This is a genomic window from Paenibacillus montanisoli (assembly GCF_003268025.1).
Taxonomy (GTDB): Bacteria; Bacillota; Bacilli; order Paenibacillales; family Paenibacillaceae; genus Paenibacillus_Z; species Paenibacillus_Z montanisoli.
This window is the reverse complement of record NZ_QLUW01000002.1, coordinates 56,457-80,860: the sequence shown is the minus strand read 5'-3', so window position 1 is coordinate 80,860 and position 24,404 is coordinate 56,457. Positions and strand designations below refer to the sequence as shown.

Here is a 24,404-nt window from a genome sequence, read left to right as displayed (position 1 = left end):
ACTTTGTTGGGGCATAATGTTTAAACTTTGGAGGTTATTAAATTAATGGAAACAGGTACTGTCAAATGGTTTAATGCGGAAAAAGGGTTTGGTTTCATTCAAAGGGAAAACGGTGACGATGTATTTGTCCATTTTTCTGCTATTCAAGGCGAAGGTTATAAATCTTTGGACGAAGGCCAACGTGTTGAATTCAATGTTGTAAAAGGTCAACGCGGACCTCAAGCTGAGAATGTTGTAAAACTGTAATACAGAAATCAAGCCTGGACTTGACGATATGTCAGGAACAGGCTTTTTATTATTAATTGCCCATGAAGCTAGTGGACGGGTACGATAGTTCAGAAATAACAAAACGGTAGCTGGCTAGCCAGGTCTGCCGTTTTTTTGACTCTCGGGTCGCCAGCCCGATTTTTAAGCATGCTGCGTCAACGGCAGCGTGATGAAATACGTGGTACCTTCGCCTTCTTTGCTGCGGACCTCGATCTTGCCGTTCATGCCCCGAATGACGCTGAAGATGACCATGGTCCCAAGACCGGTGCCCTTGTCTTTGGTGGTGTAATAGGGTGAACCCAGTCGGTTAAGCTGTTCCTCGTTCATGCCGATACCGGTATCGGCGATCGTGATGGTGACGATTTGGTTAGGCTCGTTTACTGTGTAAGTCAAGGTCAACATGCCCCCGCCGGGCATCGCCTCTATGGCGTTCTTGCCGATATTAATGATGGCTTGCCTGAACTTGGACTTGCTGCCGTATACCGTTGCAGGGAGTTTTATGTCCGTGACGATCTCGACGTTCTGCAAATTGGCGTAGGAGCTCAGGATTTGGGACGCCTTGGCGAGCGCCTCCTCCAGGACGATCGGTTCGAGCCTCTCGATCTGCGGTTTGGCGAGCGATAAGTAATCGGAAATGATCGATTCCGCCCGGTCCAGCTCCTCGAGTGTTATGGCGGAGAACTCTTTACGCTTCCAGTCGCTTAGTGCTGGATCGGACAGTAGTTGGATGAAGCCGCGGACTGACGTTAACGGGTTGCGGACTTCATGCGCTACGGACGCCGCGATTTCGCTGACGACCTTCATTTTCTCCGCATGGATGATCTCCTCTTGCATCCGATTTTGCGTGCGGATCATTTCAATTATGAACACCAGCATCACCGCCATGATGCACTGAACGAAGATGATGGGCAGACTCGGAACAAACGACTCCATAAAAAAGGAAGTCTTCCCTTCGAGCAGAGCGTACAGATTGACGACCGTCACGCGCAAAAAGAAGCACACACCGGCAACAAGCAGCATTCTCTTCTTGGCGCCGGCTTTCTCGTACATCTTAATGAGCATCAGCAGCAGCAAGAACGTCGGCAATAGCGAAATGAAGTAATCAAATAGATCGATACCGCCCAAGACCTGCCTGTACGCAAGCAGGCTGCCGAATAAGAGCAGCGTCGTTAACAGTCCGCCGTAGAGAGAGCCGATCACGAGCGGAATTCCTCTTAGGTCGAGCACCGAATCGAAGATGTTTACCGGAAAGGTCATTGTAATGATCATGGGAATCAAAAACAAAACATACACGAAGAGCGGGTGCTTGCGTTTATAGAAAGGACGGTAAAAAATCAAAGGCAGGAAAATAATGAACGCATTGAGGATGAAGGCGGAATGGAAAAGCATGGGGTTGCTCCTTTGCTGAGTGCTTACCTTTGTTTTCGAGAAAAGGGCTGTTGTTTCCTTCATCTCGAGGAGAGAATTTTAACATGAACGTAATTGAATCCCCCCGGGGAATAATCGACCAGAGAGGTACTGGCTGGTTTTTTATGAGATTTCAATGATGAGTGATCCCTAAAAAGAAGCTGCCTGATCACTGGATGGGTATGAGTGACCACACGAATGGAATCTTGGCAGAATAAGATTGTCTAAGGGAGAAAGCAACGTGTGATGTCAGCCTAAATAGAGGATGTGATTGAGTGGAGCAGCGTTTGGCCCTGCATGCCAGCCGCATGTGGTTACGTTCCCGTCAATTCCGGCGTTTTATTAAGAAGCTTGGCTGTAAAAGAAGCCAAACTTTACATTTTACGCTTGTCCACGATACGATGGCACGCAAGCCAGTTCAGCCTACTTCGCAGAGCAAGGCGAGGGCGATGACGCTGCATAAGCAGATGAAGCAGCTAGAGCGCCAGCTGTCCCGGATTACGCTGCTGACTCGTGCGAAGCGGCCCGTTCCGCTGCTGCGCAAAAACAAAGAAGGCTACGCGGTGTTCATGACCGTCAATTACCGGGAGCAGGCTCGTGGCGACTTTCAGGCGGTTCGCGCTCACTTCATTGACGTCGACCTCAACAAAATCTCCGAATTGCTGCATACGAGCGAAGAGGCAGAGCGCCGCAAGCAGGAGCTTCAAGCGGACCCCGTGGAACAGATCGAGTCCATCAGCGTGACACGCACTAAACAGGGACTTTATCGGCTGCTCGCCCAACGAGGCAAGCGAAGAGTGTGGCAACTAAAACGGAAGTTTCTAGTCAGGCACCGGAAGCTCATTCGAGGTTCGATGATCGTCGAAACCAAAAATGGCTACCACATATATTGGGTAATCCGAAAAGGATCGATCGGCTGGTTCGTGCCCATTCAACGAGCACTAGTCCGTAAATTCAACTCCGATCCCAAAATCACGGACCTCGCTCGCGTCATGCGCGTTCCCGGCTTTTACCACCGGAAGAACCCGGCAAGCCCTTACCTCGTTTGCGTGAAGCGCTGGGGGAGGAAACAGCCTTTTACGCAGGCTGAGCTCATCCGGAGCTTAGCATTATCATTATAAATTTTATAACGACGAACTGATGTACTTTTTCCAGGGAAAAATCTGAGGGCTAATCTTATTCGCAGGGGATTGTATTCACCAAATGACAATACCGCATTGAGCTAACAGGTACGATAGTTCAATAAAAACAAGGAGCAGACCGTCGCGGCGGACGGCTCCTTGTTTTTATTGAAGCAGAATTGCTGTAACATTATCCAAACAATATGCCAGAACTCGCAACAAGCAGCCGGTTAAATCTGGCTGCTTAAGGAAAGAACCGGGCACCGCAGCCGAGGGATATTGGTAGTGCGGTAATTGACTATATGATGAACACGGTGGAATGCCTATCAAAAACAACTCTACTTCGACATTAAACAATTAATTTTGCGCAGATAGTCTGACATTCTTTTTTCAGTATGTATCATAAAATGTAGATAAGCATAAATTCTCTATTATCCCAAAATGGAGGAAAAGTTGATGAATGAACAGTTTTTAAAGAGGTTACATATGCTGGATCGACGAGATGAATTAAGATCAAGACTTCTAATTGATAGTGCTAAATTTATACTAAAACGAAATAAGGATATGAGTTGGCTAGAAAGGTATTTAAAAAACAAGAAGAAACTAATTATCCCAACAAGATACTAAGTAAGCTATAATTCTTAACGACGAACAGGATCTTTCTGCTGAAATATGCAGTTGAAATGTAAAGCTCCTATCGATGCGATCGGGATATTGTGCTGCTGTTGGAAAGATTAAAAATAACTCGGTGGAACAAGTGGTGACCTTGTTAGCCGGACGCGCCAGCTCAAATCTCGACACCGCCATGCGGCTTAAACTACACACATTGAATTTATGCACATAGAATATTGTAAAATCAAGTTAAGCGAACTCGTTAAAAAAGAAATGGCGTCATTTGAATGGAGTGGCATCATCATGTACGACTCGTTGAGAAGCGTCAAAATCATTTCGCTCATTCTTATCGCACTCGGTATTGTCTTTTTTATGTTAGAATTAGCGGCCGCAGGAAGCGTATCTATATTTGGTCTAGTTTTGTTCATGACCGGATTCGGGCTGAATTCATTGATGCGCGCGGTAAGAAGCGAACTCGAAAAACTTCGGTTGGAGAACGCCGAATTGAGGCGTCAAATGAAGGAAAAATGGAAATGAACATATTCTAACTATGAACCGCGCTCTGCGCGGTTTTTGCATTCTATTTGGATCAGTTTCGATTTCAAACGCAATCCCCATCAGAATGATATAAGACATAGCAATGAACCCCCAAGCAAATTCAGTCGTGCCCGGAGAGTATATTGCTTTAACGACAAAAGATGGATACTCTCAGAGTCTGATAGAAAGTACAAAGATATTGGAGGAAAGCTTGAAGCATGTGATCAAGCAAGCAAACTGCGACTGCTAATCCTTATTCAGATATTGTATATGAACAAGCCGGCTGATTTAAAAGCCGGCTTTTTTTATGAATATTTCCTGGGTAACCGCAGATGTGTGGCAATTTCGACAATAAAGACTTCAATTAATAGATTTTGGCCGCGAAACCTCGCCGGCAAGTGATCCTGATCAGTGATGCTGGTCGAAGGGGGTAAGGCGGCTTAAGAGTTGGCCGACAATTGGCGCAAAATGGAGCGGAACGACGACATGTACGCGCTGCAGCCTTGCCTGGCGAAATTGGACGAAGTGAAGTAGGAAGCGATGCGCTTGACTTCGGTCAGCGGCTCCGGGACATAGTTTTGGAGTCTTTTTTTCCTTATAGAGGAAAACCGACTAAGACATAGAATAATTAATCTGAAGAAAAATGGAAGAGGATAGGGGAGATCGGGATGAAAAGCGTGAAGTTGAAAAAGGTAGTACTAGGAACGATTGCAGGACTACTCCTAATAGCAGGGGTAGCAAGCGCAAGCGTATCAGGCTTTACTGATTCGGGATGGTGGAGCGGAGCGGCTGAGTGGGCAAGGGAAAAGGGCATTATGCAGGGCTACCCAGATGGCTCATTCGGCGGCGACAAGAACATTACCCGAGGCGAAGTTGCCACCGTTATCAAAAACATGCATGAGAAAGGTATTCAAGGTCCCGCCGGTCCTGCCGGACCTCAAGGCTCGCGGGGTGATACCGGCTTAACTGGTGCTCAAGGTCCCGCTGGTCCTACCGGGCCTCAAGGTCCCGCCGGTCCTGCCGGACCTCAAGGCTCGCAGGGTGATACCGGCTTAACTGGTGCTCAAGGTCCAGCCGGCCCTATCGGACCTCAAGGTCCCACCGGTCCTGCCGGACCTCAAGGCTCGCAGGGTGATACCGGCTTAACTGGTGCTCAAGGTCCCGCCGGTCCTATCGGATTAACTGGCGCTCAAGGTCCTCAAGGTCCTCAGGGCCCTCAGGGTCCTAAAGGGGATCCGGGAACCTCGGGTCCTTTGTTCGGCAACCCTAACATTACCTCTGGAGGTGGTGGTGGTGGTTCCAGCGTGGATAAAGTTTTGGGAGAAGTATGGCTGTTTGCCGGCAACTTTGCGCCTAGCGGTACCATGGTTTGCGATGGGCAACTACTGTCCATCTCTAACAATACGGCATTGTTCTCCCTATTAGGAACTATGTACGGAGGGGATGGTCGTACAACGTTCGGCATTCCGGATTTAAGTGATTATGCGCCGGCAGGCGTCAGTTATGTCATTCAAATCGAAGGCGTATACCCATCGCGCCCATAGTGTAAAAGAAGGCCTCAGTAAAAGTTCCTCTTTAAGCGAAAAAGGTACATTCCCTCAAATTTTAGAGGAGGCTGTACCTTTTTCATTATATACGGGAACTAAAGCACAAACGACACATGGCCGCAGCCTCGCATTCAGAGAGGGGATTTCTACATGCCTTTGCTGAGATTGCTTCTAAAAAATCAATTCGTTTAAGTGCCTTTATAGGTGCATTAATATCTGTTATTTCGTTCTTTTTTTCATTAATTGTTGGAGTTTTTTTAATAGAGCAATTTATTTTCCATACATTTCTGCAGTTCAGGAGGAGACATGCTTTCATCATTTCAACTTTTTCTAATTCAATTTGTTTTTATAACTCCCATAGTTATAGTAGTTAATTTTTTTAAGAGAAAATCATTTCGATTTCAATTGTATTCTTCGATGATCTCTATATATTTATTTGCATTATTATCAATTACATTAACTCCAGTCTATATTGACTTAAGAGTAATTGAATCATTAAGAAGTCAAGGATATGGATTTGGTATTCCAGTAAATATGACTCCTTTTTTTAGCATTAAGAGCTACGATTTGAACTCATCCATAGGTAAAAGAAATTTCTTTGGAAATTTAGTATTGCTAGTTCCTTTTGGAATGATTATCGGTAAACAAGTAAAGAGATACATCCTATTGTTTTCTTTATTTGGAATTTTCATTTCTGGCGTCATTGAGTCAATTCAATATTTGCTGACTTCTCTTTACGTAATTCAACCTAGGTCCACTGACATTGATGACGTGATTTTAAACTCGATTGGATTTAGTTTTGGTTTATATGTTGTTTATTGGATAAAGAAGACCTTGAAAAAAGATGCAAAAGTTCAAACGAATATTAGGGTAAACACAAGAGGGCATTGAGGTTTCACCTAAAAGAAGTCTTGATAATCTTTAAAACTAGCTATTTCGGTAACCGTAATGATTGCAGGATATGTACAAATAAATAACTCTGTTTTGTGGGGTAGAGAAATTATAAGCGATTTTATGAGGGAGAAAATGCAGAGTAGTATGGATACAGACTAGCCCATTATGCGGACTGTGGTTCTTATTTCGTAACCAGGCAGCCGAGATCCGGAAGCACCGGTTCGAATCGGCTTTCGCCAGTGTAATATCAAGTGACGTCTATCTGCAAACAGCGGGGGGCTGATGGCCGGCCGCGTTTAGTTACTATACTCAGGGTTACCTGCTGAGAAAATTTTCACTTCTTTCAAGGCTTCAGCGGACGGCCTATAATGAAAGACGTCAAAACCAAGTCCAATCGACGAAAGCGAGGCGGCCTGTAGGATGGAAAAAAGGCAGTACGGCAGAACCGACATGAACGTGAGTATTCTCGGCTTCGGCGGCGCCGAGATCGGCTTCGAGGGCGTTAGCGCCGAACAGGCGGACAAGCTGCTCGGCAGTGCGCTCGACGCGGGGCTGAACGTCATCGACACGGCGGAATGTTACGCCACGAGCGAGGAGCTGATCGGCAAGACGATCGCGAGGCGGCGCGGGGATTATTATTTGTTCACCAAATGCGGCCACGCGTCCGGATTTGACCAGCCCGACTGGGATCCGGCCATGCTGGAGGCTAGCATCGACCGCAGCTTGAAGCGGTTGCAGACGGACTACGTCGATGTCGTGCATCTGCACAGCTGTTCCGAGGAGCTGCTGCGCCAAGGCGACGTCATTGACGTTCTGAAAAGGGCGAAAGAGAAAGGAAAGACACGCTACATCGGCTACAGCGGCGACCATAAAGCCGCGCTCTACGCCGTGCAATGCGGTGCTTTCGACTCCCTCGAGACGTCGGTCAACATCGCCGACCAAGAGGCAATAACGCTGACGATTCCTGAAGCGCAGCGGCGGGGAATCGGTGTCGTCGCTAAACGGCCGATCGCGAACGCGGCTTGGAAGACCGGCAAGAAGCCGGTATCAGGGTACCATCACACGTACTGGGATCGGCTGCAGGCCCTCGGCTACGACTTCCTGCAAGGAGACCTTAGCGAATCGATCGGCACGGCGCTCCGCTTTACGCTGTCCGTACCGGGCGTGAACGCGGCCATCGTCGGCACGGCGAAGCCGGACCGCTGGACGGAGAATGCCCGTCTGCTGGAGCTAGGCTTGCTGCATGCGGAACGTTACGAGGCGATTCGCGCGCAGTGGAATGCGAAGGCGCAGGCCGATTGGATCGGTCAAGGCTGAGATTCCGGAAATGGCTGCCGAACAGGCGGGCAACGAAAAAGGAGGCTGCCGAGTGCGGTAGCCTCCTTTTTCGTATGCGCATCGAATATGATCCGCCGCGATTCGCCGAACGCTTCGGCTCGCTGGCGCATCAGGGAAGTATAGCTCAATCGTAATATGAATGGCAGCTGGCCAATACAGCAACTCCAAAGATATCCAAGTGCGTGTAACGTAACATTGTTCTATAATTTGGAGCAAGTCTAATTTATTGGGAGCGATCGAAGTGAATCGTAAATTTTTAAGCTGGCTGATCGTCTTAATCCTAGTAGGTATCGGCATATACTCCATTTGGTATTTAACACCCAAACGGTATACGAAAACAATAGATGGTGTTTTCTATCAGCTTGGAAAAGAAGGAGTCATTGAGCCTATTAAAATGCATCTTGATGGGAAGCTGCGTACTCATATCAATGGCAAAAAATCGTTTCATGGTGCGGTTGAGTTTGAGGGAAAGGAAGTCCCTCAACTTCCAAAAGATCGAACAAAACTAGAGATGTACTATACTGGCGAGAATTTTAGCACAATATTATCTACTTCCCGAATAATAGATGCAGCAGGCCGAGTTGCACCTGATTTTTATTTCTATGGCAGTATATATATAAATGACGATTTTACTGCTTTTACAATAAAGGTGCTTGTTAATGAGTCCAATGATGCTGCTAGTCCTTGGTCTGAATCAGACGGGTACATGATAACGGCACCTGCGAAAGACAGAGACGAAGCAATGATTACATCCAAGGAATTGATTAAGGAGTTTGAAACAAAATATTAAGCTTCCCCTGCGAAATTCTAGAGGTTGTTCGGTTTAAGTGGACTAAGTATCCGGTTAAATGAAAGGTAATCAGGGAGGCGAGGGTGCTAATCAGATTGATTCTGAGCTGGATGCACATATATTCGCAACTGGTTGAATACAATTGCAAATAAGCCGGGCATAACCATTTCTATTCAAAACCAAGGAGGTTGATCGATTTGCTGCAAGCAGTGGATGTCAACTTGGACGCGGGTGAAATGGTCCTTAAGCTGGAAAAGGAGAGTGCTCCAAAAACCATTGAGTACAGTAAGCTTGAGCGGCTGGAAGTGGGGAAGGAACCGGTGAGAAAGCTGCTCTGGACCGTTGAGGTGAAGGTGATCAAAGTTCATGTCAGAGGCTCGGAGGATGCATTCGTTATATCCAGCAACAAGGTTGGAGATTATGATAACATCGAGCAGCATTTATTGAAGATTGCCGAGAAGTACGAGATTGCAGTCGAGCAATAGCCATGATCAAAGACCGCCTCAGCCGGACAATCCAACCGGGTGAGGCGTTTTTTTTGCTCTTGTCATTTCCCACAAAAAAACAAGCCTGAGATTCAAGAACCCCAGGCTTGTTGGCTTCCGCTTACTTCTTGCCTTTCGATGCCAGCCATTCATCCAGCTGTTTCTGCTTCTCGGCCAGTACTTTCTCTGAACCGGCTTTGTTCATTGCATCAACCAGTTTTGGAATGTATTCGTTTGGATCGACCGCACCGGTTGTGACTGCGGCTTCATACTCTTTGTAGACGGCATCCATGTTAGCCAATTCCGTCTTGACCGGCTCTTGGTTGAATTGGAATCCCCAAATTTCCGGTACCATGGCCGAGTTGTTCAGCTCGATTGTTTTAGGCCACGTATCGTCCGCTTGGCCTTCCAACAAGTAACCGATCGTAACGTTACCCATTGCCCATGCTACGTTCGGAGCATATCCGCCGTCTGTCTTGACCTTGATGTGCGACGCATCGAGTTTGTCGTAATGTTTGCCTTCAACACCGAAAGCGAGAAGATTAAACAATACCGGATCCGTATTTGCCAGATTGAGGAACATCATTGCTCTTTCCGGGTTTTTCGACGTATTGCTGATTGCCGTCATCGTCGGTTGTACGCCGGAAAACCGCGGTTCGTACAAGGGGATAAAGATAACGTCTTTACCGCCCATGTTTTGCTTCATCTCGATTTCTCCGCCCGGTTTCAGGGTCCATTCGTAGAAGGAGACGATTTTTCCGGCTTTTTGATAATCCGCGAAATTGGCTGTTGCCACGTCTTTATTGACATAGCCTTTTTTGAACCAATCGTACAGCAATTGATGATGAGCCAAATATTCCGGTGAGGCCAACACATTTTCCAGCTTGTAGTTAGGATCGCCGGTTCTGTATTCAATTCCTCCAAGCCCGTCAAAGCCATACATATACGGAACGAATGTATTCGTTCTGGAACCGAAAGCAATTTTATCCGGTTCGCCGGCTTTGACTTTCTCCAGGAATGGCTCGAGATCCTTATACGTCTTAATGGTGCTTACATCCAAGCCATACTTTTCGGCCATTTCTTTCTGAACGACGAAGCCGCCGCCTTGCGCGATAATTTGATAGTTCGGTATCGCATACAATTTGCCTTGGGAGTTTCTTGCCCCTTCAACCGCAGCTTTAGGCAGGCTATTGATGAAATCGGGAGCGTAATCTTTGACCAACTGCTCCAAATCCTTGAATGCGCCTTTTAGCGAGTTAGTCTCATAGTTGAATGCCCAGTTTGATGTCCACATCATATCGAATGTTTCACCGGCAGAGACGACCGTGTTCATTTTCTGGTCGTAGTCTCCAAACGGTATGGACATCAGTTTAACCGTCGCATTGATTTTCGGTTTGATGTAGTCGTTCACCGCAGCTTCAACCGAAGCAATATCCGGCTGCAATTCAGGCTGAGGGATATAATAGAGTAATTCTACAGGTGGAAGCTCTTCTTTTGCAGGCTCATCGGTAGACGTATTCGTTGAATCGGTCTCTGTGTTAGTTGTAGTTGCAGGTTCATTAGTCGAATTTGCAGACTCATTGTTCGTATTGTTACCGCCGCAAGCGCTTGCAAGTAAAAGGATTAGCGTACTTGCCAATGCCAATTTCAGAAAGGCTTTCTTTTTCATGTTCAGCTTACCCTCCTAAGTGATTGTTTCGCACTTCGAATCAACCCTGCCCCAGCGCTATCATGGTAACTGCGATTCTTTACCTCCTCTCGTAAAGTTAACGATGAAACTTATTAACGTCAGCCTTTCAATGAGCCGACGGTTAAGCCTTTAACAAAGTACTTCTGGAAGAACGGGAAGACGAACATCATCGGTCCGGCCGCCAACACCGTCATGGCCATTCTTGCCGATAAGTTAGGGAACTTGGACGTATCGATAGATAGTCCGCTCATAAATTGCGCGCTAGTGGTCAAGAAGTTGATCGTATTCATCATTCGCGTAAGCAAGAGCTGAATGGGAACGAGCTTCTCGCTGTTAATGTAGAGCAGTGCCGGAAACCAGGAATTCCAGTAGTTAAACGAGATGAACAGACCTAGCGTAGCGAGAGCGGGCTTCGATAGCGGCAAAATCATTTGGAAATAAATCCGCCACTCGCTGGCCCCATCCACTTTCGAAGACTCGATGAGCTCCTTCGGGATCTCACCGATGAAACCTTTCATAATAAGGATGTAGAAAGGGGAGAGCATCCCTGGGAGAATGAGCGCCCAAATCGTATCTTTTAGATGCAAGTACTGCGTAATCAAGATATAGGAAGGGACGAGCCCACCGCTGAACAGCATGGTGAAGAAGATATAGAACGTCGTCGGCTTTACGTATCGATAGTCTTTTCGGGACACGACATAAGCCGTCATGGATGTGAGCGCCAGACTGGCAATCGTACCGATCACCGTTGTCAGAATGGTGACCCAATACGCTTGAATCAAGATCATCGGCGATTTAAAAATATAACGATAGGCATCCGTGCTGAACGCTGGAGGAATCAAGTGATAGCCCTTTGTAAGGATCGCTTCTTCGCTCGTTAAAGAGATGGCAATAACCAGCAGGAAGGGGACGACCATAGACAGAGCGACGAGAATAAATAAGAGGTTGATCCACATTTCGACGAACGACGATTGTTTACCTGTCCTAATCATGATCCACCTACCATAACGAATTATCAGGATTTATTTTTCTGACCCACAGATTGGCGCAAAGCACGAGAATCAACCCGACTACGGATTGGAACAATCCGACTGCTGTAGCCATGCCAACATCTCCGATTTTGGTCAACGCACGGTAAACATAAGTATCGATAATGTCTGTGGTAGGGTAGGTCATGCCGGCCAAGGCACCGTTCGGAACAAAGTAATGCAGGCCGAAGTCTCCGGATATGAGTCCGCCGATGGCTAGAATTAGCAGAATCATAATTAAAGGCATAATCATCGGAATCGTGACTTTGCGGGCAATTTGAAACCGGGTGGCCCCATCGATCTTGGCTGCTTCGTAATAATCCGGACTGATGGCGATGATACCGGCATAATAGACGAGCGCACTGAAGCCAATGCGTTTCCAAAGCGCGACTACGTTCAAAATGTAAGGCCAAGGCCCAGATTCCATGTACCAATCATGGGATTCTAAACCCACAGCTATAAGCAGCTTGTTCAATATGCCGTTATTGATATCGAGCAATGTGAAAACGATATAATACACAACGACCCAAGATAAGAAGTGAGGGAGGAACAACGCGGTCTGATACACCTTCACCGCTTTACGCGAGATTTCGTTTAACAAAACCGCGAAGAGGAGCGCGAACACCGTTGTGAAGAAGATGTAGCCGATTTCATACAAGACGGTATTGCGCGTAATCCGAAACGCATATTCCGATACGAAAAAAAACTCGAAGTTCTTAAAACCGGTCCATTCGCTGCCGAATATCCCCTTATCGTAATGGAAATTTTTGAATGCCATAATAATGCCGATCATCGGTAAATAAGAAAAAATGAGAATATACAAAACTCCGGGGATGCCAAGCGTGAACAGTTCATGGTTTTTTTTAAAATGGCGCCACTCGCTCGCGATCCGTTTCCGCAATCCTTTCTCCAAATTGCTTACCCCTTTCCTGAAGGTTTCTTGGTCGATGAGTCCATTATTGCGGTTTTTAGACTCGAATATCTAGTGTACTATTTAGGAATGAGTAGCCTTTTGAACTGTACTTTTGGTGTTTTACTCCCGAAATCCGTACATTTTACGAAGAAAGGCCAACCGGAGAGGTTGGCCTAAGGCATTTCATTATCCTTGAAGTGATTTTTTCAACCGATACTCCCCGGGCGTACAACCGAGCTTCTTCTTGAACAGTCTGAAAAAGTAGCTCTGGTTAGCAAATCCGGTTTGGACCATGATTTCGTATACACTGTGATTTTTATGCTCCAGCAGTTCTCTGGCGATACCCAGTCGCACTTCATTAATATAGTCGGCAACGGAAATAAGCTCGTTTTTGCGAAATAATCGGCCTACGTAATCCGCAGACAATTTCATCATGCTTGCAATCGATTGGAGGCTTAGATTAACGTCGCTGTAGTTTTGTTTTACAATCTCCTTGATCGTCTCAACAAGGATGTCATTGCGATCATCCAATCCGCTTCGTTTCTGTTGAATGATGTCTTGAAGCGTCTGCCACAGCTGCCGATGAATATCATCGAGCGAATCCATCTCCAGCATGCTCAAGCTTACTCCATTGATATCGATCTCGATGGGCTGAACACGGTTTTGATTGATTTCTTTCAGTGTTTGCCTAATAATCAGCGGAATTTGAGTAATCGCCGTCATGATTTGATCATAGTTGCATGCGGCATTATGGCGGATGAGTTTCTCGAGCGTATCTTCCAAGAGCATTGCGTCATCCGACTTGATTCCTTCAATCAGTCTCTTTTCCAGCTCCGGTGGTATGGATTCACTCGTATTGAGCATATTTTCCTCGACCGAATCCAGAGAAAGAAGCGCTTGTCGTCCATAGACGAGCTTATACATCATGATCTGCTGGGCTTGGTGATACTGCTTGGAAATGTCGGTGAAATGAAAGGACCTTTCGCTCAAGGCAGCGCTAATCATGATGTTGTAATAGCTATGCACCGTTTCTTGAACCAAGAGCACTTGTTCCTTCAAACGCTCGATTGTTTCGTCGAGATCGTGCTCAGCGCTGACAATAAACGCCAGATGATCGGACCTCATTTCGGCTCCTACGCAGCAATAACGGTTTCCGATGAGTTCCTCCGCAATGTTCAAGATCGCGAAATGAAACAGCTTCATTTGGCTTGGTTGCAGCAAATGGCTTATTTTTCGGAAGTTGTCTATGGTAAATACGACAACGACGTAAGAACCGTTCTCCTGGATCTTCACCCGGTTTGACCGAATAATACCGATAAATTGCTCTTGACTGATCGCCATGCTGCTCGTAAGCAACTGCCGAATATAATAAGAATCGATAATGTCCCGATTATCCCGCTGCATCTTCTTCATGTCGTGCAGATTATCCACGACCTTGGAATAAACTTCGGACAAGTAGGCCAACTCGTCTTTGGATGAATGGTCTCCGATGCCAAACTGGTTTTTTTGAATTTGGCTGATCAGTTTGTCAATTGGCTTGTAGAGCCTTCGTGAGACGAACATCGCAGCAATTATGGAGAGAAGCAAGAATAAAATCGTCAAGCCGATGGTTGTTTTTCGAATTTGCTCGATGTTATGGATAACGGCATCGTAAGGCTGCACGCTTACGATATACCAATCGGGAATGATCAGTTTGGAGTAGGAGATGATTTGTTTCTGACCCCCTACCTGCTGGATCATGTACCCGTCCGATTTGTTTTCTTGGAAGGAGCCGGAGAACAGATCTTGATATTGGAATAGATCGTAGCTTTTATTCGCATATAAAACTTGGCCTTCGCTGTTCATCAGCAGGAGGGAGCTTTCTTTCTTCAATCCCAATCCATTGATCAGCTTGATATTGTTAAACAGCCATTCCGGCTTAATATTCAATACCAATGCGCCTTCGCCCGGATTGAACGTACCTAACGAATCGTACATGACATAAGAGAATACATCGATTCCGGTGCTTCTCTCTTTAAGCTTCATTGGAATGAACTTCATTTTCTGCACGGCATCGCTGTTACGAAGAAACTTGAGCATTTGCTGCGTCTGCTCGCTCCCTTGATTCTTCAGCGCCGAGTTTCCTCCTGCGTAAATCCGTTCGCTGTAGCCGTTATAGACGATAATGGAATCAAGAAAGGAAGTGGTACTAACGACGGTATCCATTTTATGAATTTTATTGGTCAAATCAAAGACAAGCAATTCTTGGTTCGACATCAGCGGCTTGAGTTGAACATCCCAAAATAACGCGGATACCATGTTTTTTGCGATTTCTTCCATTGAATTAATGTTATAGTTGATTTGTGCCAAAGTCGCTTCATTGTACTCTTTTTGCATCTCGATGACGGAATTTTTGGAGGTGTAGAACAGAGTGGCGGAGGAGCCGACAAGGAAAATAACGGTTAGGACTGAGATAGACAGCAGGATGCGCAGCAAGTATTTTTTCGATTGATAGATTTTAAAAAGCCGCATGATGGTCATACCTTTCCGTCGTATTGGTCCGTTTACGTCAGGAAACGATGGCTAGTACGTGCTTTCAGTACTAATAATTTACCATATAGGTTGAGGTTTAGGATAGATGAGGCTAATGAATGGCCAAACGTTCGTCGATTTCCTGCCTGAAAGGAGCATTAACGGTATGATTGTGATCCCTGAACCATTTGTTGAAAGGATGCGTGAACTCCACGGTGAGCAAGGTGTCGGATGGTCAAAGGCACTGCCTGGGCTGATCAAAGATTGCGCAAGCCGTTTTGACTTTCGTCCGGAAGAACCATTTTCCAATTTATCTTATAACTTCGTGCTGCGTGCAAAGCTTAGTGACGGGAAACCGGCCGTCCTTAAGTTATCCTTCATGAAGGACGAGCTTTCGAGGGAAGTTCATGCTCTTCGTGCCTTTGAGGGACGCGGGGCGGTTCATGTGCTTGAAGCGGATGAGGAGATGGGCGTTGCCCTTTTAGAGGGTGTCAACCCCGGCACGCCGTTGTCGGCAATTGAAGATGATACGCATGCGACGGAGATCTTTTGTAACGTATTTCGCCGCCTTCATCTGCCGGCGCCTAGCGGCCAACTGTACCCGATCATGAAACAGCATTTCGCGGCGATTGAAAGATACCGCGAGCGCTTCGACGACGCCGACCTTACCGCGCCGCTGCCTGAAAGTTGGGTGGAAAACGCCGAAGAATGTCTGTCATATCTCATCTCGACTACGAGCGAAAATCTATTGCTGCATGGCGATCTGCATCATGAGAACATCATTCGCCAAGGCGAAGAGCAATGGGCTGTCATTGATCCCAAGGGCATCATCGGCGATATCCATTTCGATACGATCCAGTATCTGTTGAATTATGAGGATCGAGGCGGTGACTGCGAGCAGGTGCTGCGGCGCCGAATTGCGATTATGGCCGAAGAACTCGGTTTGGACCCTCGCCGGATCGCGATGTGGGGCGTGGTGCGGGGCGTGCTTGAAGCTTGCTGGACGATTGAAGATGGAGGATCGGATTGGCACAGAGGCATCCAAATAACGGAGCGCTTCGCCCAATGCCTGGTCTGAGAACTATCAAAAAAAAGGGGCTGCCGATGATCGGCAGCCTGTTTGGCTAGTACCAACTCCCACCAAAGCTAGTACCATAAGTAAATACATATTTCGGTTTCCTATTATCACCGGTCCTCGTCCAATACAGGTCCAACCGCTCAAGTTTCTGCCTCGAATTCCACTCCAGCCAAAGTTGGCCTTGAAGGGTACCCTTACGCAAGCTTTCAATATCCGGCCGCATCCCGTTTTCTGAGTTGTAGACATAACCTTCTTTTGCCCTAAAGTCTATACGGTAGTTCATTCCGTTTGAATGATGATGGATAGGTACTTTAAGATCTTTCAGGATTTGTTCGACAGCTGCACGATCCGTCCCGTATTCCCAGTGGCGGATGATGAAGGCTGCAACGTCTTCAATCGATGAAAGCTCCGAAAGCGCAGGAGGCGGATTTCGCATCAACAATTCATCCATATAGAGGTCCTCACTGTTCACGGACATAGGTGTTTCATGGATCACGCGCAAGGTGCGGGCACTCGGATCGATGGACCATACGAGACCTTCATCGATTGTAAGCCGTTCCTGTAATTCAATAAGAAAGGTACTGAATTGAGATCCCTTCGCGGCTGTAAGCTCTACTTGGAAAATGGCTTCAGCGGTGTTGCCTTCAGGCGACACATCGATGTTCATAATTTCCGTCCGGCCCAGCTTTACGCTGTTAGCTTGAATCGCTTCTCCTATATACTCATTTAGACTAAGGGAGTAAAAGTACTTGTTTAAAAAATGGCGAATTTGCTCCTCCTTCGTCAACTTGTCCGTATGGTTGATATGAACCGACCGTTGTTCACTGTTCCAGCGGACTTCAGCCCCGGAAGCTTCGGCAATGTAGCGGAGCGGAACGTACGTTGTTCCTTTCGTAAGAAGCGGAGGCTGTGACAGCCAGTATTGCACCTCATTTACAGCGCCGATCACGCTGTCGAGACGAAGGGCGATGTCGGTGCCATACCGCTTAGCGAGCACCGTGCGTTCGGCTTTATTCCATTGCACGGCATATCCGAGTTTCTCGAATATAAGCCGAAACGGTACCATTGTTGTTCCTTCCAGAAGCAAGGGCTGATGCGTGAATGCGATATTGGCTCCATCAATGAAAATCTTTATCGGTTGTTGTTCTTGTGCGTGCAAATGTCCCGTTACAGGCAAGCCGAAAGTCAGGAATAACATAACCCCAAGCACTCTACTAGTTCGTTTCATCTTTTCTGCCTCCGTCAGTATAACAGCAATCTATCAGAGACATCGTACATGAAGACTTGACGAGTATGGAAGATACCTCAGAAGCAGGACGAATGACTTAGTCGATGAAGTGATACAAGACAATAGTTGGCGGCAGTCCGAATAGCAGAGATCCTCTTCGTGGAATACTATTCCAACTAAGGAGGAATCTTCATGCCATTCGATTGGATCTGGAAAGCAATACTCATCGTTACGTTCGGCTCGCTCCTTCTGAGGCTTGCAGGCAGGACGTCAGTCAACAAGCTGTCAATAACCGATGTGCTGCTTATGCTCGTTATCGGTCCGCTGCTTATTCGACCCGTGGAGAATCAAAACATCTGGACTACCTTCGGGACCGCGATCGTGCTCATTTTGACCGTTATCATTTTTCGGGGCTTGTTCATGCAATCGGAACGAATCCGTTCGGTCTGGAACGGAAAACCGATTCCCGTCATCGTGAACGGGAAGCCCGAACCGGGCGCAATGGCATCGCTGAAGCTGACGGACGAATCGCTGGATGCGCAGCTGCGGGCTGCCGGAATCTATGAGCGAAGCCAAGTGGAGTACGCAGCATTCGAAGGAAGCGGTAAACTGTCCGTAAGACTGAAGCCGCACATGGCACCGGCGACAAAACAAGATATCGAGCAGCTGAAGCATGCTATCATGGAAAAACACAACCTCACATAAATTCCGTCCCTCTCTCTCAACCCCCAAACCTTGTAAAATAGTGGAGCAATCCTTTAGCAAGGTGTTTTGAAAGCGTTTACGAAAAAACTTTCAGAAGTGAGAGGGGATTTTTGATTGATACGTTTTTGCCGTAAGCCTTACTTCCATCTGTTCCTTTGTCTGTTCCTCCTTTTCGAGCTTTTCCCGGCTACCGGCACGGCTGCGGCTGCACCGATCGTGACGCAGGACTTCCAATCGTTCACATTAGATGCCGGCCCGCATGTCGGTAACAGCTATGAGTCCGGCTGGGTCAAAAACGCGAGCGGTGCCGACTGGCGAATCGTCGAAGATGGCACGCTCGGCGACGGCGTTACGCCGAACAAAGTCGTTCGCCAGATCGCCGATACCGGGTCGGCTTCTTTCTTCGCCTACGACTCCGTGAAGGGTGAAGCTATTAACGACGCAGCGCTCAGCGTGAAAGTTAAGCTGACGAGCGCCGCAAGAGCGGGCATCGTCGGCCGTTATTCCGACGGCAACAACTATTATTTGCTGTCGTTATCGGGGACGAATCTGGAGCTGAGGGCCAAGCAGAACGGCACGAACTACACGTTGCTGACGACTCCATTCGCTGCAGCTAACGATGCATTTTACACGTTGAGACTAACGATGAAAGGCAGCGCGATTTCGGGGTCCGTTGATGGCGGCCCTTCAATTACAGTAGAAGATACGAAGCTGCCTTCGACATTGGCGGGCGGAAGGGTCGGCTTTTATACAAGCAAGTCCGCTGCCGTAACGAGTCATATTGCGACGTTCGACGACTTCGAGGCTAACGCCATGCCTCAGACGGCGAGTTTGATTCCGATCGTATCGGTTAACGACATCGAGAACGACGGCAATATTCCGCAGAACATGCTCGATAACAAGATCTATACCAGGTGGTCTTCCAGCGGAGACGGCCAAACGGCGACCTTTGACTTAGGAGCGGTCAAGAAGATTGGCTACGTCGGCATTGCTTTCTATAACGGAAATCTTAGAACGTCGACTTTCAGTCTGGAACTCTCTTCGGACGGTACAGACTGGTCCAATGTATTGGATCTCCAGACAAGCAACGGCACGACGATTATGCCGGAAGCTTTCGACTTCGCGGATACGGATGCCAGATATATTCGTTTTATCGGACATGGCAATAGCGCCGGCGGCACGTCGGGGTCATGGAACAGCATTACGGAATTCCAAGCTTACGCACCTAATTCCGAACCGATTATAGTGACCGGCATGATTGAAATCGAACCGCCGTCGGCACCGGCAGAGCCGTACACGAAAGCTGGACTTTATCATCCGGACGGTACGCCGGCGACGATTCATACGCCGAATCCGGTTACCGGTGCGGTCTTAAGCGTAACGGATTTCGGCGCGGATCCTCAAGATAACGGGGTGGACGATGCAGCTGCCATTCGCTTAGCACTGGCGGCAGCCCAACCGGGAGACGAGATTTATTTTCCCGATGGCGTGTATAACTTGAGAACGACGATCCCAAGCGATACGGCGACTCATTTAGAGCTAAAATCCAAAGTCAATTTGAGGGGACAAAGCCAGGACGGCGCGATTTTGTCCTCCGCGTTCGACGACGGGGTATCCGGATTAACCCATACAAGCAGCCGAATCGTCAAAGGATTTAACAAAAACAATATTTCCATCAGCAACCTGACTTTCACCTCCACGTGGAATAAATCCTATCCGACTGATCCTACAGTCTCCCATCCGGAGCGGGGCGGACCGAAAAACATCCTTTACTTGGATGATACGAGCGGATCCGGCTGCTTCAATATTACGATCGACCATGTCACGTTCGAGAAGTTCGAAAAAATGGCGGTCAGAATCAGCGAAAGCAATAACGTCGTCGTAAGAAACTCGCTATTCCGTAACGCGACGGATATGGCGGCGGTGCCGGCTACGGCGTATCCATCCAAGGCACTCCGAAAACGGACCAGCTCGGCAAATTGAATGATACGTATTTTAACGTCGTGGAGAACAACAGGTTCGAAGGACCTTACATCCGCCACGGCGCGCTGATCCAATATTACGCTCACAACAATTTGATCCTGAACAACGTGTTCGACGGGACGGTTTACGACTCCATCGATCTGCACGGCGAGGACGAGTACTTGAACGAAATTACGGGTAACGCGATCTACAACACGAGCATGGGCGGAGGGATCGGCGTCGGCAACACGGGCGGCACCGCGCCAACCAACCATGATGCATCCGGACCTAAAAACTATATTCACCACAATACGATTTCGGGAGCCCGCGAGGGAATCATCATATATATGGGAAGTCCTGACACGGTTATTGAACATAACGTGATCGAAAATACCGGCAGGGAAGATGCCATCGGCATCATCGTCCGAAACGCGCCGGGCACCGTGTTGAAGGATAACATCATCCGTAACAACACGGGATTGAACTTTTGGTCGATCGCGCTGCAGCACGATAACGGAGACGTAAACGCAGGGGAAGCGGGTAAAGGGGATCCGTCCAACGTTCTAATCGCCGATAACACGATTGCCGGTAACATGAACGGAATCCGGATTGAAGCGGGAACGGGAATCGTTTTGCGCAATAACGGTTTAAATAACTTAGGCACCGAGCTATACTTAGCTCCGGGGGCAGGCGTTGATACGACGGAGCAACCGTTAAAACCGGACGTCGTCGGCGGGCTTCAAGCCCAGGTCGGTGACGAACGAATCGATCTAACGTGGTCGCCATCCGAAGGAGCCCTCTCCTACACCGTGCTTCGCTTGGAAGATCAAGAGGGGCATTATGAAACGATAGCTTCCGGCATTGAGGCACCTGCATATACGGACACACATGTCTCCATAGGTAACAAGTACTTTTACAGAATTATCGCGGTTAACGACATCGGAGAAAGTACGCCGTCGGAAGCTGCGGGAGTGACACTTGTCAACTTGTTTACGGTGTCGGCGCCGGTTCTGCGGGACGCAAGCGGAGCGATCGCCCGGGAACTCGATCCGAAATCCGCCATGACCGTGGAAATTACGGCGGTAAACCGTTCCGAAACCGGCAAGTCGCTGTCTCTTGTCGCTGCTTTGTACGATAAAATGGATCGACTGGAAGAGATCAAAATCATCGAGAAGGAAATTGCCGGCGGAACGACCGAAGTCGTGACAGCTGAGCTGTATATCCCGAACGGGCTAGGACATGGCTATCGGCTGCAAGTGTACGGTTACAATTCGATGAGCGAGCTCGTTCCACTAACGGAGCCGGTTATTTGGGAGTGACAGTAAGAAAGCAACGTATCCCATGATAAGGAAGGCGATCCAACTATGAAAATTGAGACGAATCGGCTATTGTTGCAAACGCTTGATCTTCAACTAATCGAGGCAGCGGCCCAGCGTGATACGCAGGCAATTGAAGCGCTGGGGTACAGAACCAACGGCGAATGGCCGGGCGAAGATTTTTATGAAGCATTACCATACTTTCAGGAGCTTCTTATTAGAAACAATGGAACGAATGGGTTTGACTCTTGGATCATCGTGGCGAAGGACACTAATGAAATCGTTGGCGGTATTGGCTTTTTAGGCGATCCCGATCCGGACGGCAGGATTGAAATCGGATTTGCTACAAACGAAAGCCACCGCCGCAAAGGATATTGTTTCGAAGCTGCCGGGCAGTTAATAAATTGGGCCATAAATCAAGATTCGGTCAAACAGATCAACGCTAGGTGCGAAGCTGACAATATAAGCTCCAAACATGTATTAATGAAATTAGGATTTAAAAACGACCGCGAAGATATCGAATTGCTTTATTGGACCTATCAACGCAGCTACTGATAAAGGTGTCCTTTACGTGAAAAATCGACATTTCATCCTTTCAACCGTTCAATATTATGATAAGCTTTAACTATGAACGAAATCTCCTTGGATTTTTTAACGATACTACTGCCCTCATACTTATTCTTTTATATGGCTGTGTCTTTGTATGCCCGCAATAAGAAGAGATTATTAAATCGCGTTGCATCCTTGCTCATGCTGACGCTGCTCTTTTACTTTATGGGGGAGTATGTCAAAACGGCGTTGTTTCCTCAGATCGAGAGGGAGCTCGTCCTCTATTGGAATGGGCCTATGCTGTTGTTAACGATCAGCTCATCCGTTCAACTCAGCGTTCTTGTTGCCGGCCTTAATTGCCAACGGGTGAAGCGGCTTGTCATATTGGTTTACGCCGCTCCGCTTCTTTCGCACTTGGCCATGCTGCTTATCTATTCGCCGAAGGAACTCTATCATTCGAAAGCAGACGGGTCTAGTCCTCTTCATCCGATTCTGCTTTTGTTTGCTGTCTCCTACGTCGCCGTCTATTTGCTTAGCTCGGTTGCGATTTCGTTCTTAGCGTGGCTAACTGCCAAACAGGTAAGGCGCAAGAAGCTTCTGATGAACCTTATTTTAAGCTGGCTGCTTTTATTTGTTTGGATCCTGTTCGTGACCTCGCTGCTGTTTTTGCAGGCCGCAACAAGCGAAGCCGCGATGGCATTGTATTTCACGGGAGCGCTGCTGTGGGTAGTCAACCTTCGCAGCTTGGTCAGCAAATACGATTTTTTGCCCCGTTACCGGGACTTGTTCCATAACCTATTCCAATCCGCGCCGACGGCTATCGTGCTGCTCGACATGCATGGTAATCAGAAAGAGATGAATCCGCGCGCGAAGGAGTTGTTTGGAGAGGCGGCGAATACGAACAGTCCGATCCGCGTTACGCAGTGTCTGTTCTTCGACGATCATGCGAGTTTAGCTGAGCGGTGGGAAGAATATCAAACAAAGCGGGAAGCGGGAATGAATTGGGAGATGAGTTTACGGGTTCAGAACCATGACCCGCTGAATTTGATCGTGAGCATGGAACTCATTGACGGCACGGACGCAGAGGAAGGACTGCTAATCCTGCATTTGACGGACATTACCTCTCTGAAAGAGACGCAGCGACGATTAATCGAATCCGAAAACAGTTATCGTCATTTAGCGTATCATGATCCGCTTACCGGTTTATCCAATCGGATGGCCATTCAGGAGCAGGTGCGCGGCAAGATCGCAGCGGGGGAGCGGTTCTCCCTCGTTCTGATTGACTTGGATAATTTCAAGTCCGTCAATGATACGTTCGGTCACTTGATCGGCGATCAATATTTGCAGCATATCGCATCGAAGCTGAAACAGAATGCCAAGCCCGGAGATATACTAGGTAGACTTGGAGGGGATGAGTTCGTGCTGCTTATCCCTTATCGGCGGAGCGAGAAACAAGTTTATCTGGATGTCAAGGAGCGCTTCGATTCGATCGCGGCGAGTCCCTTTTATGTCAGACAAACGATGATTCCGGTCTCATTCAGTGCCGGGATCAGCGTGCATCCCGATCATGCCTCCGACATGACGACTCTGCTGATAAAGGCCGATGAAGCGATGTACCGCGTCAAAAGAAGCGGGAAGAATGCGATAGCGGTTCACGCGAACGGTGTACGATAGTGGAATGAAAAAGGAGCAGGCTGCCCTAGGCAGCTGCTCCTTTTTGCTGTTCAAATCGTACCGCTTCTGCGCTGGCGATGAAGTCATCTAATAATTGGTAAATTTAGCAACAGAGGCTCGTACTCCAATCACTCTGTAACTGGGTATCCGCATATCATGAAGGAAATCGATATGAAATGGGGAAATCCATTTGTATTACAGCCCATATCCTTATTACAGAGCTGATTGGAGTTTTCGCCAAACGGGCATGCCATTGCCTTATTCTGCTCTACAGGAATCGATGAGAATCATACATGACACGGCGGCTGGGGAAAGCAATGCGGAAGCATTTTATCGGAGGCTTCTAGAATTAGCGCCGTCCGAGGAAGAACGTACCATCATTTCATCCATCCGGGATGACGAACGGAGACATTTGCAAATTTTGCGGGAAATTTACTTGGCCTTTACAGGCAAAGAAGTTCAGGTGTCCGTACCGATTTCGGTGTATAATGAGGCTACATCCTATGAGGGAGCTTTGAAGCAGGCATTATATACAAAATGGAGGATGATTGAGCAAGCAGGCAGCATTCTGGCGGCCATGCCTACAGGCTATTATCAGAATTTACTTGCCAAAATTGCGGTTGATAATGTGGCGATTGTTTCGAAATGGAATTATTTGCTCATAAGTCTTCTTCATTCATGATTTACTAGACACCATAGATCAACTAACCGTCTTAGCATTGGGGCGGTTTTTCTTTTTTTGCGTCAAGCGA

The 24,404-nt window shown here is 47.6% G+C and carries 21 protein-coding genes; 15 read left to right on the top strand and 6 right to left on the bottom strand.

All coding sequences use genetic code 11. The features are described 5' to 3' along the window. Positions 1-45: 45 nt before the first annotated feature. The gene (locus tag DL346_RS09580; protein ID WP_090791100.1) at positions 46-246 is read left to right on the top strand and encodes a cold-shock protein; all 201 of its coding nucleotides are present in this window, start codon (positions 46-48) and stop codon (positions 244-246) included. A 162-nt stretch (positions 247-408) separates the two neighbouring features. Here DL346_RS09580 and DL346_RS09575 read toward each other — a convergent pair whose 3' ends face one another. Further along, positions 409-1,656, bottom strand: a complete 1,248-nt coding sequence (locus DL346_RS09575) for a sensor histidine kinase (RefSeq protein ID WP_165822446.1) — start codon at positions 1,654-1,656, stop codon at positions 409-411. 293 nt (positions 1,657-1,949) lie between these two features. On the opposite strand from DL346_RS09575, the gene DL346_RS09570 reads away from it, so the two are divergent. From DL346_RS09570 to DL346_RS09540, 7 genes are all read left to right on the top strand, one after another. Beyond that, complete coding sequence (locus DL346_RS09570; RefSeq protein ID WP_112881921.1) at positions 1,950-2,795, top strand: DNA-primase RepB domain-containing protein; 846 nt, start codon at positions 1,950-1,952, stop codon at positions 2,793-2,795. A gap of 915 nt (positions 2,796-3,710) precedes the next feature. Continuing rightward, complete coding sequence (locus DL346_RS09565) at positions 3,711-3,944, top strand: hypothetical protein (protein ID WP_112881920.1); 234 nt, start codon at positions 3,711-3,713, stop codon at positions 3,942-3,944. A gap of 668 nt (positions 3,945-4,612) precedes the next feature. Further along, the gene (locus tag DL346_RS29740) at positions 4,613-5,488 is read left to right on the top strand and encodes a tail fiber protein (protein ID WP_121497978.1); all 876 of its coding nucleotides are present in this window, start codon (positions 4,613-4,615) and stop codon (positions 5,486-5,488) included. A 309-nt stretch (positions 5,489-5,797) separates the two neighbouring features. Beyond that, positions 5,798-6,382: a VanZ family protein gene (locus tag DL346_RS09555; RefSeq protein WP_112881919.1), complete on the top strand. Its 585-nt coding sequence runs from the start codon at positions 5,798-5,800 to the stop codon at positions 6,380-6,382. Between the two features lie 423 nt (positions 6,383-6,805). Further along, positions 6,806-7,702, top strand: coding sequence for an aldo/keto reductase (locus tag DL346_RS09550; RefSeq protein ID WP_112881918.1), 897 nt, complete (start codon positions 6,806-6,808; stop codon positions 7,700-7,702). A gap of 262 nt (positions 7,703-7,964) precedes the next feature. Next, a complete protein-coding gene (locus DL346_RS09545) occupies positions 7,965-8,513 on the top strand; it encodes a hypothetical protein (protein WP_133257509.1) in 549 nt (182 codons plus the stop codon). Positions 8,514-8,710: 197 nt separating this feature from the next. Then, complete coding sequence (locus DL346_RS09540) at positions 8,711-8,998, top strand: hypothetical protein (RefSeq protein WP_112881916.1); 288 nt, start codon at positions 8,711-8,713, stop codon at positions 8,996-8,998. Positions 8,999-9,119: 121 nt separating this feature from the next. On the opposite strand, the gene DL346_RS09535 is transcribed toward DL346_RS09540, so the two are convergent. The 4 genes from DL346_RS09535 to DL346_RS09520 all read right to left on the bottom strand — a co-directional run bounded on the left by DL346_RS09535 (position 9,120) and on the right by DL346_RS09520 (position 15,140). Continuing rightward, complete coding sequence (locus tag DL346_RS09535) at positions 9,120-10,667, bottom strand: ABC transporter substrate-binding protein (protein WP_112881915.1); 1,548 nt, start codon at positions 10,665-10,667, stop codon at positions 9,120-9,122. A gap of 119 nt (positions 10,668-10,786) precedes the next feature. Further along, positions 10,787-11,680, bottom strand: coding sequence for a carbohydrate ABC transporter permease (locus DL346_RS09530; protein ID WP_112881914.1), 894 nt, complete (start codon positions 11,678-11,680; stop codon positions 10,787-10,789). Positions 11,681-11,687: 7 nt separating this feature from the next. Continuing rightward, a complete protein-coding gene (locus DL346_RS09525; protein ID WP_240633109.1) occupies positions 11,688-12,629 on the bottom strand; it encodes an ABC transporter permease in 942 nt (313 codons plus the stop codon). A 186-nt stretch (positions 12,630-12,815) separates the two neighbouring features. Next, positions 12,816-15,140, bottom strand: coding sequence for a helix-turn-helix domain-containing protein (locus tag DL346_RS09520; protein ID WP_165822445.1), 2,325 nt, complete (start codon positions 15,138-15,140; stop codon positions 12,816-12,818). Between the two features lie 106 nt (positions 15,141-15,246). Between DL346_RS09520 and DL346_RS09515 the strand changes: the two genes are divergently transcribed. Continuing rightward, positions 15,247-16,218 carry an aminoglycoside phosphotransferase family protein gene (locus DL346_RS09515; protein ID WP_112881912.1) on the top strand — a complete coding sequence of 324 codons (972 nt, stop codon included), beginning with the start codon at positions 15,247-15,249 and terminating at the stop codon, positions 16,216-16,218. Positions 16,219-16,264: 46 nt separating this feature from the next. On the opposite strand, the gene DL346_RS09510 is transcribed toward DL346_RS09515, so the two are convergent. Further along, a complete protein-coding gene (locus DL346_RS09510; protein WP_112881911.1) occupies positions 16,265-17,446 on the bottom strand; it encodes a stalk domain-containing protein in 1,182 nt (393 codons plus the stop codon). A gap of 192 nt (positions 17,447-17,638) precedes the next feature. Between DL346_RS09510 and DL346_RS09505 the strand changes: the two genes are divergently transcribed. The 6 genes from DL346_RS09505 (at position 17,639) to DL346_RS09480 (ending at position 24,334) form a co-directional block, all read left to right on the top strand. Further along, a complete protein-coding gene (locus DL346_RS09505; protein WP_112881910.1) occupies positions 17,639-18,151 on the top strand; it encodes a DUF421 domain-containing protein in 513 nt (170 codons plus the stop codon). A 114-nt stretch (positions 18,152-18,265) separates the two neighbouring features. Further along, positions 18,266-20,134 carry a discoidin domain-containing protein gene (locus tag DL346_RS09500; protein WP_112881909.1) on the top strand — a complete coding sequence of 623 codons (1,869 nt, stop codon included), beginning with the start codon at positions 18,266-18,268 and terminating at the stop codon, positions 20,132-20,134. Beyond that, entirely contained in the window at positions 20,131-21,432 is a 1,302-nt protein-coding gene (locus DL346_RS09495) for a right-handed parallel beta-helix repeat-containing protein (protein ID WP_112881908.1), read from the top strand. Before DL346_RS09500 ends, DL346_RS09495 begins: the two co-directional genes overlap by 4 nt. A gap of 45 nt (positions 21,433-21,477) precedes the next feature. Then, the gene (locus tag DL346_RS09490) at positions 21,478-21,984 is read left to right on the top strand and encodes a GNAT family N-acetyltransferase (RefSeq protein WP_112881907.1); all 507 of its coding nucleotides are present in this window, start codon (positions 21,478-21,480) and stop codon (positions 21,982-21,984) included. Positions 21,985-22,056: 72 nt separating this feature from the next. Next, the gene (locus DL346_RS09485) at positions 22,057-23,652 is read left to right on the top strand and encodes a sensor domain-containing diguanylate cyclase (protein WP_112881906.1); all 1,596 of its coding nucleotides are present in this window, start codon (positions 22,057-22,059) and stop codon (positions 23,650-23,652) included. Between the two features lie 190 nt (positions 23,653-23,842). Continuing rightward, on the top strand, positions 23,843-24,334 hold the full coding sequence (locus DL346_RS09480; RefSeq protein WP_133257508.1) for a ferritin-like domain-containing protein: 492 nt from the start codon (positions 23,843-23,845) through the stop codon (positions 24,332-24,334). The last annotated feature ends 70 nt before the right edge of the window (positions 24,335-24,404 follow it).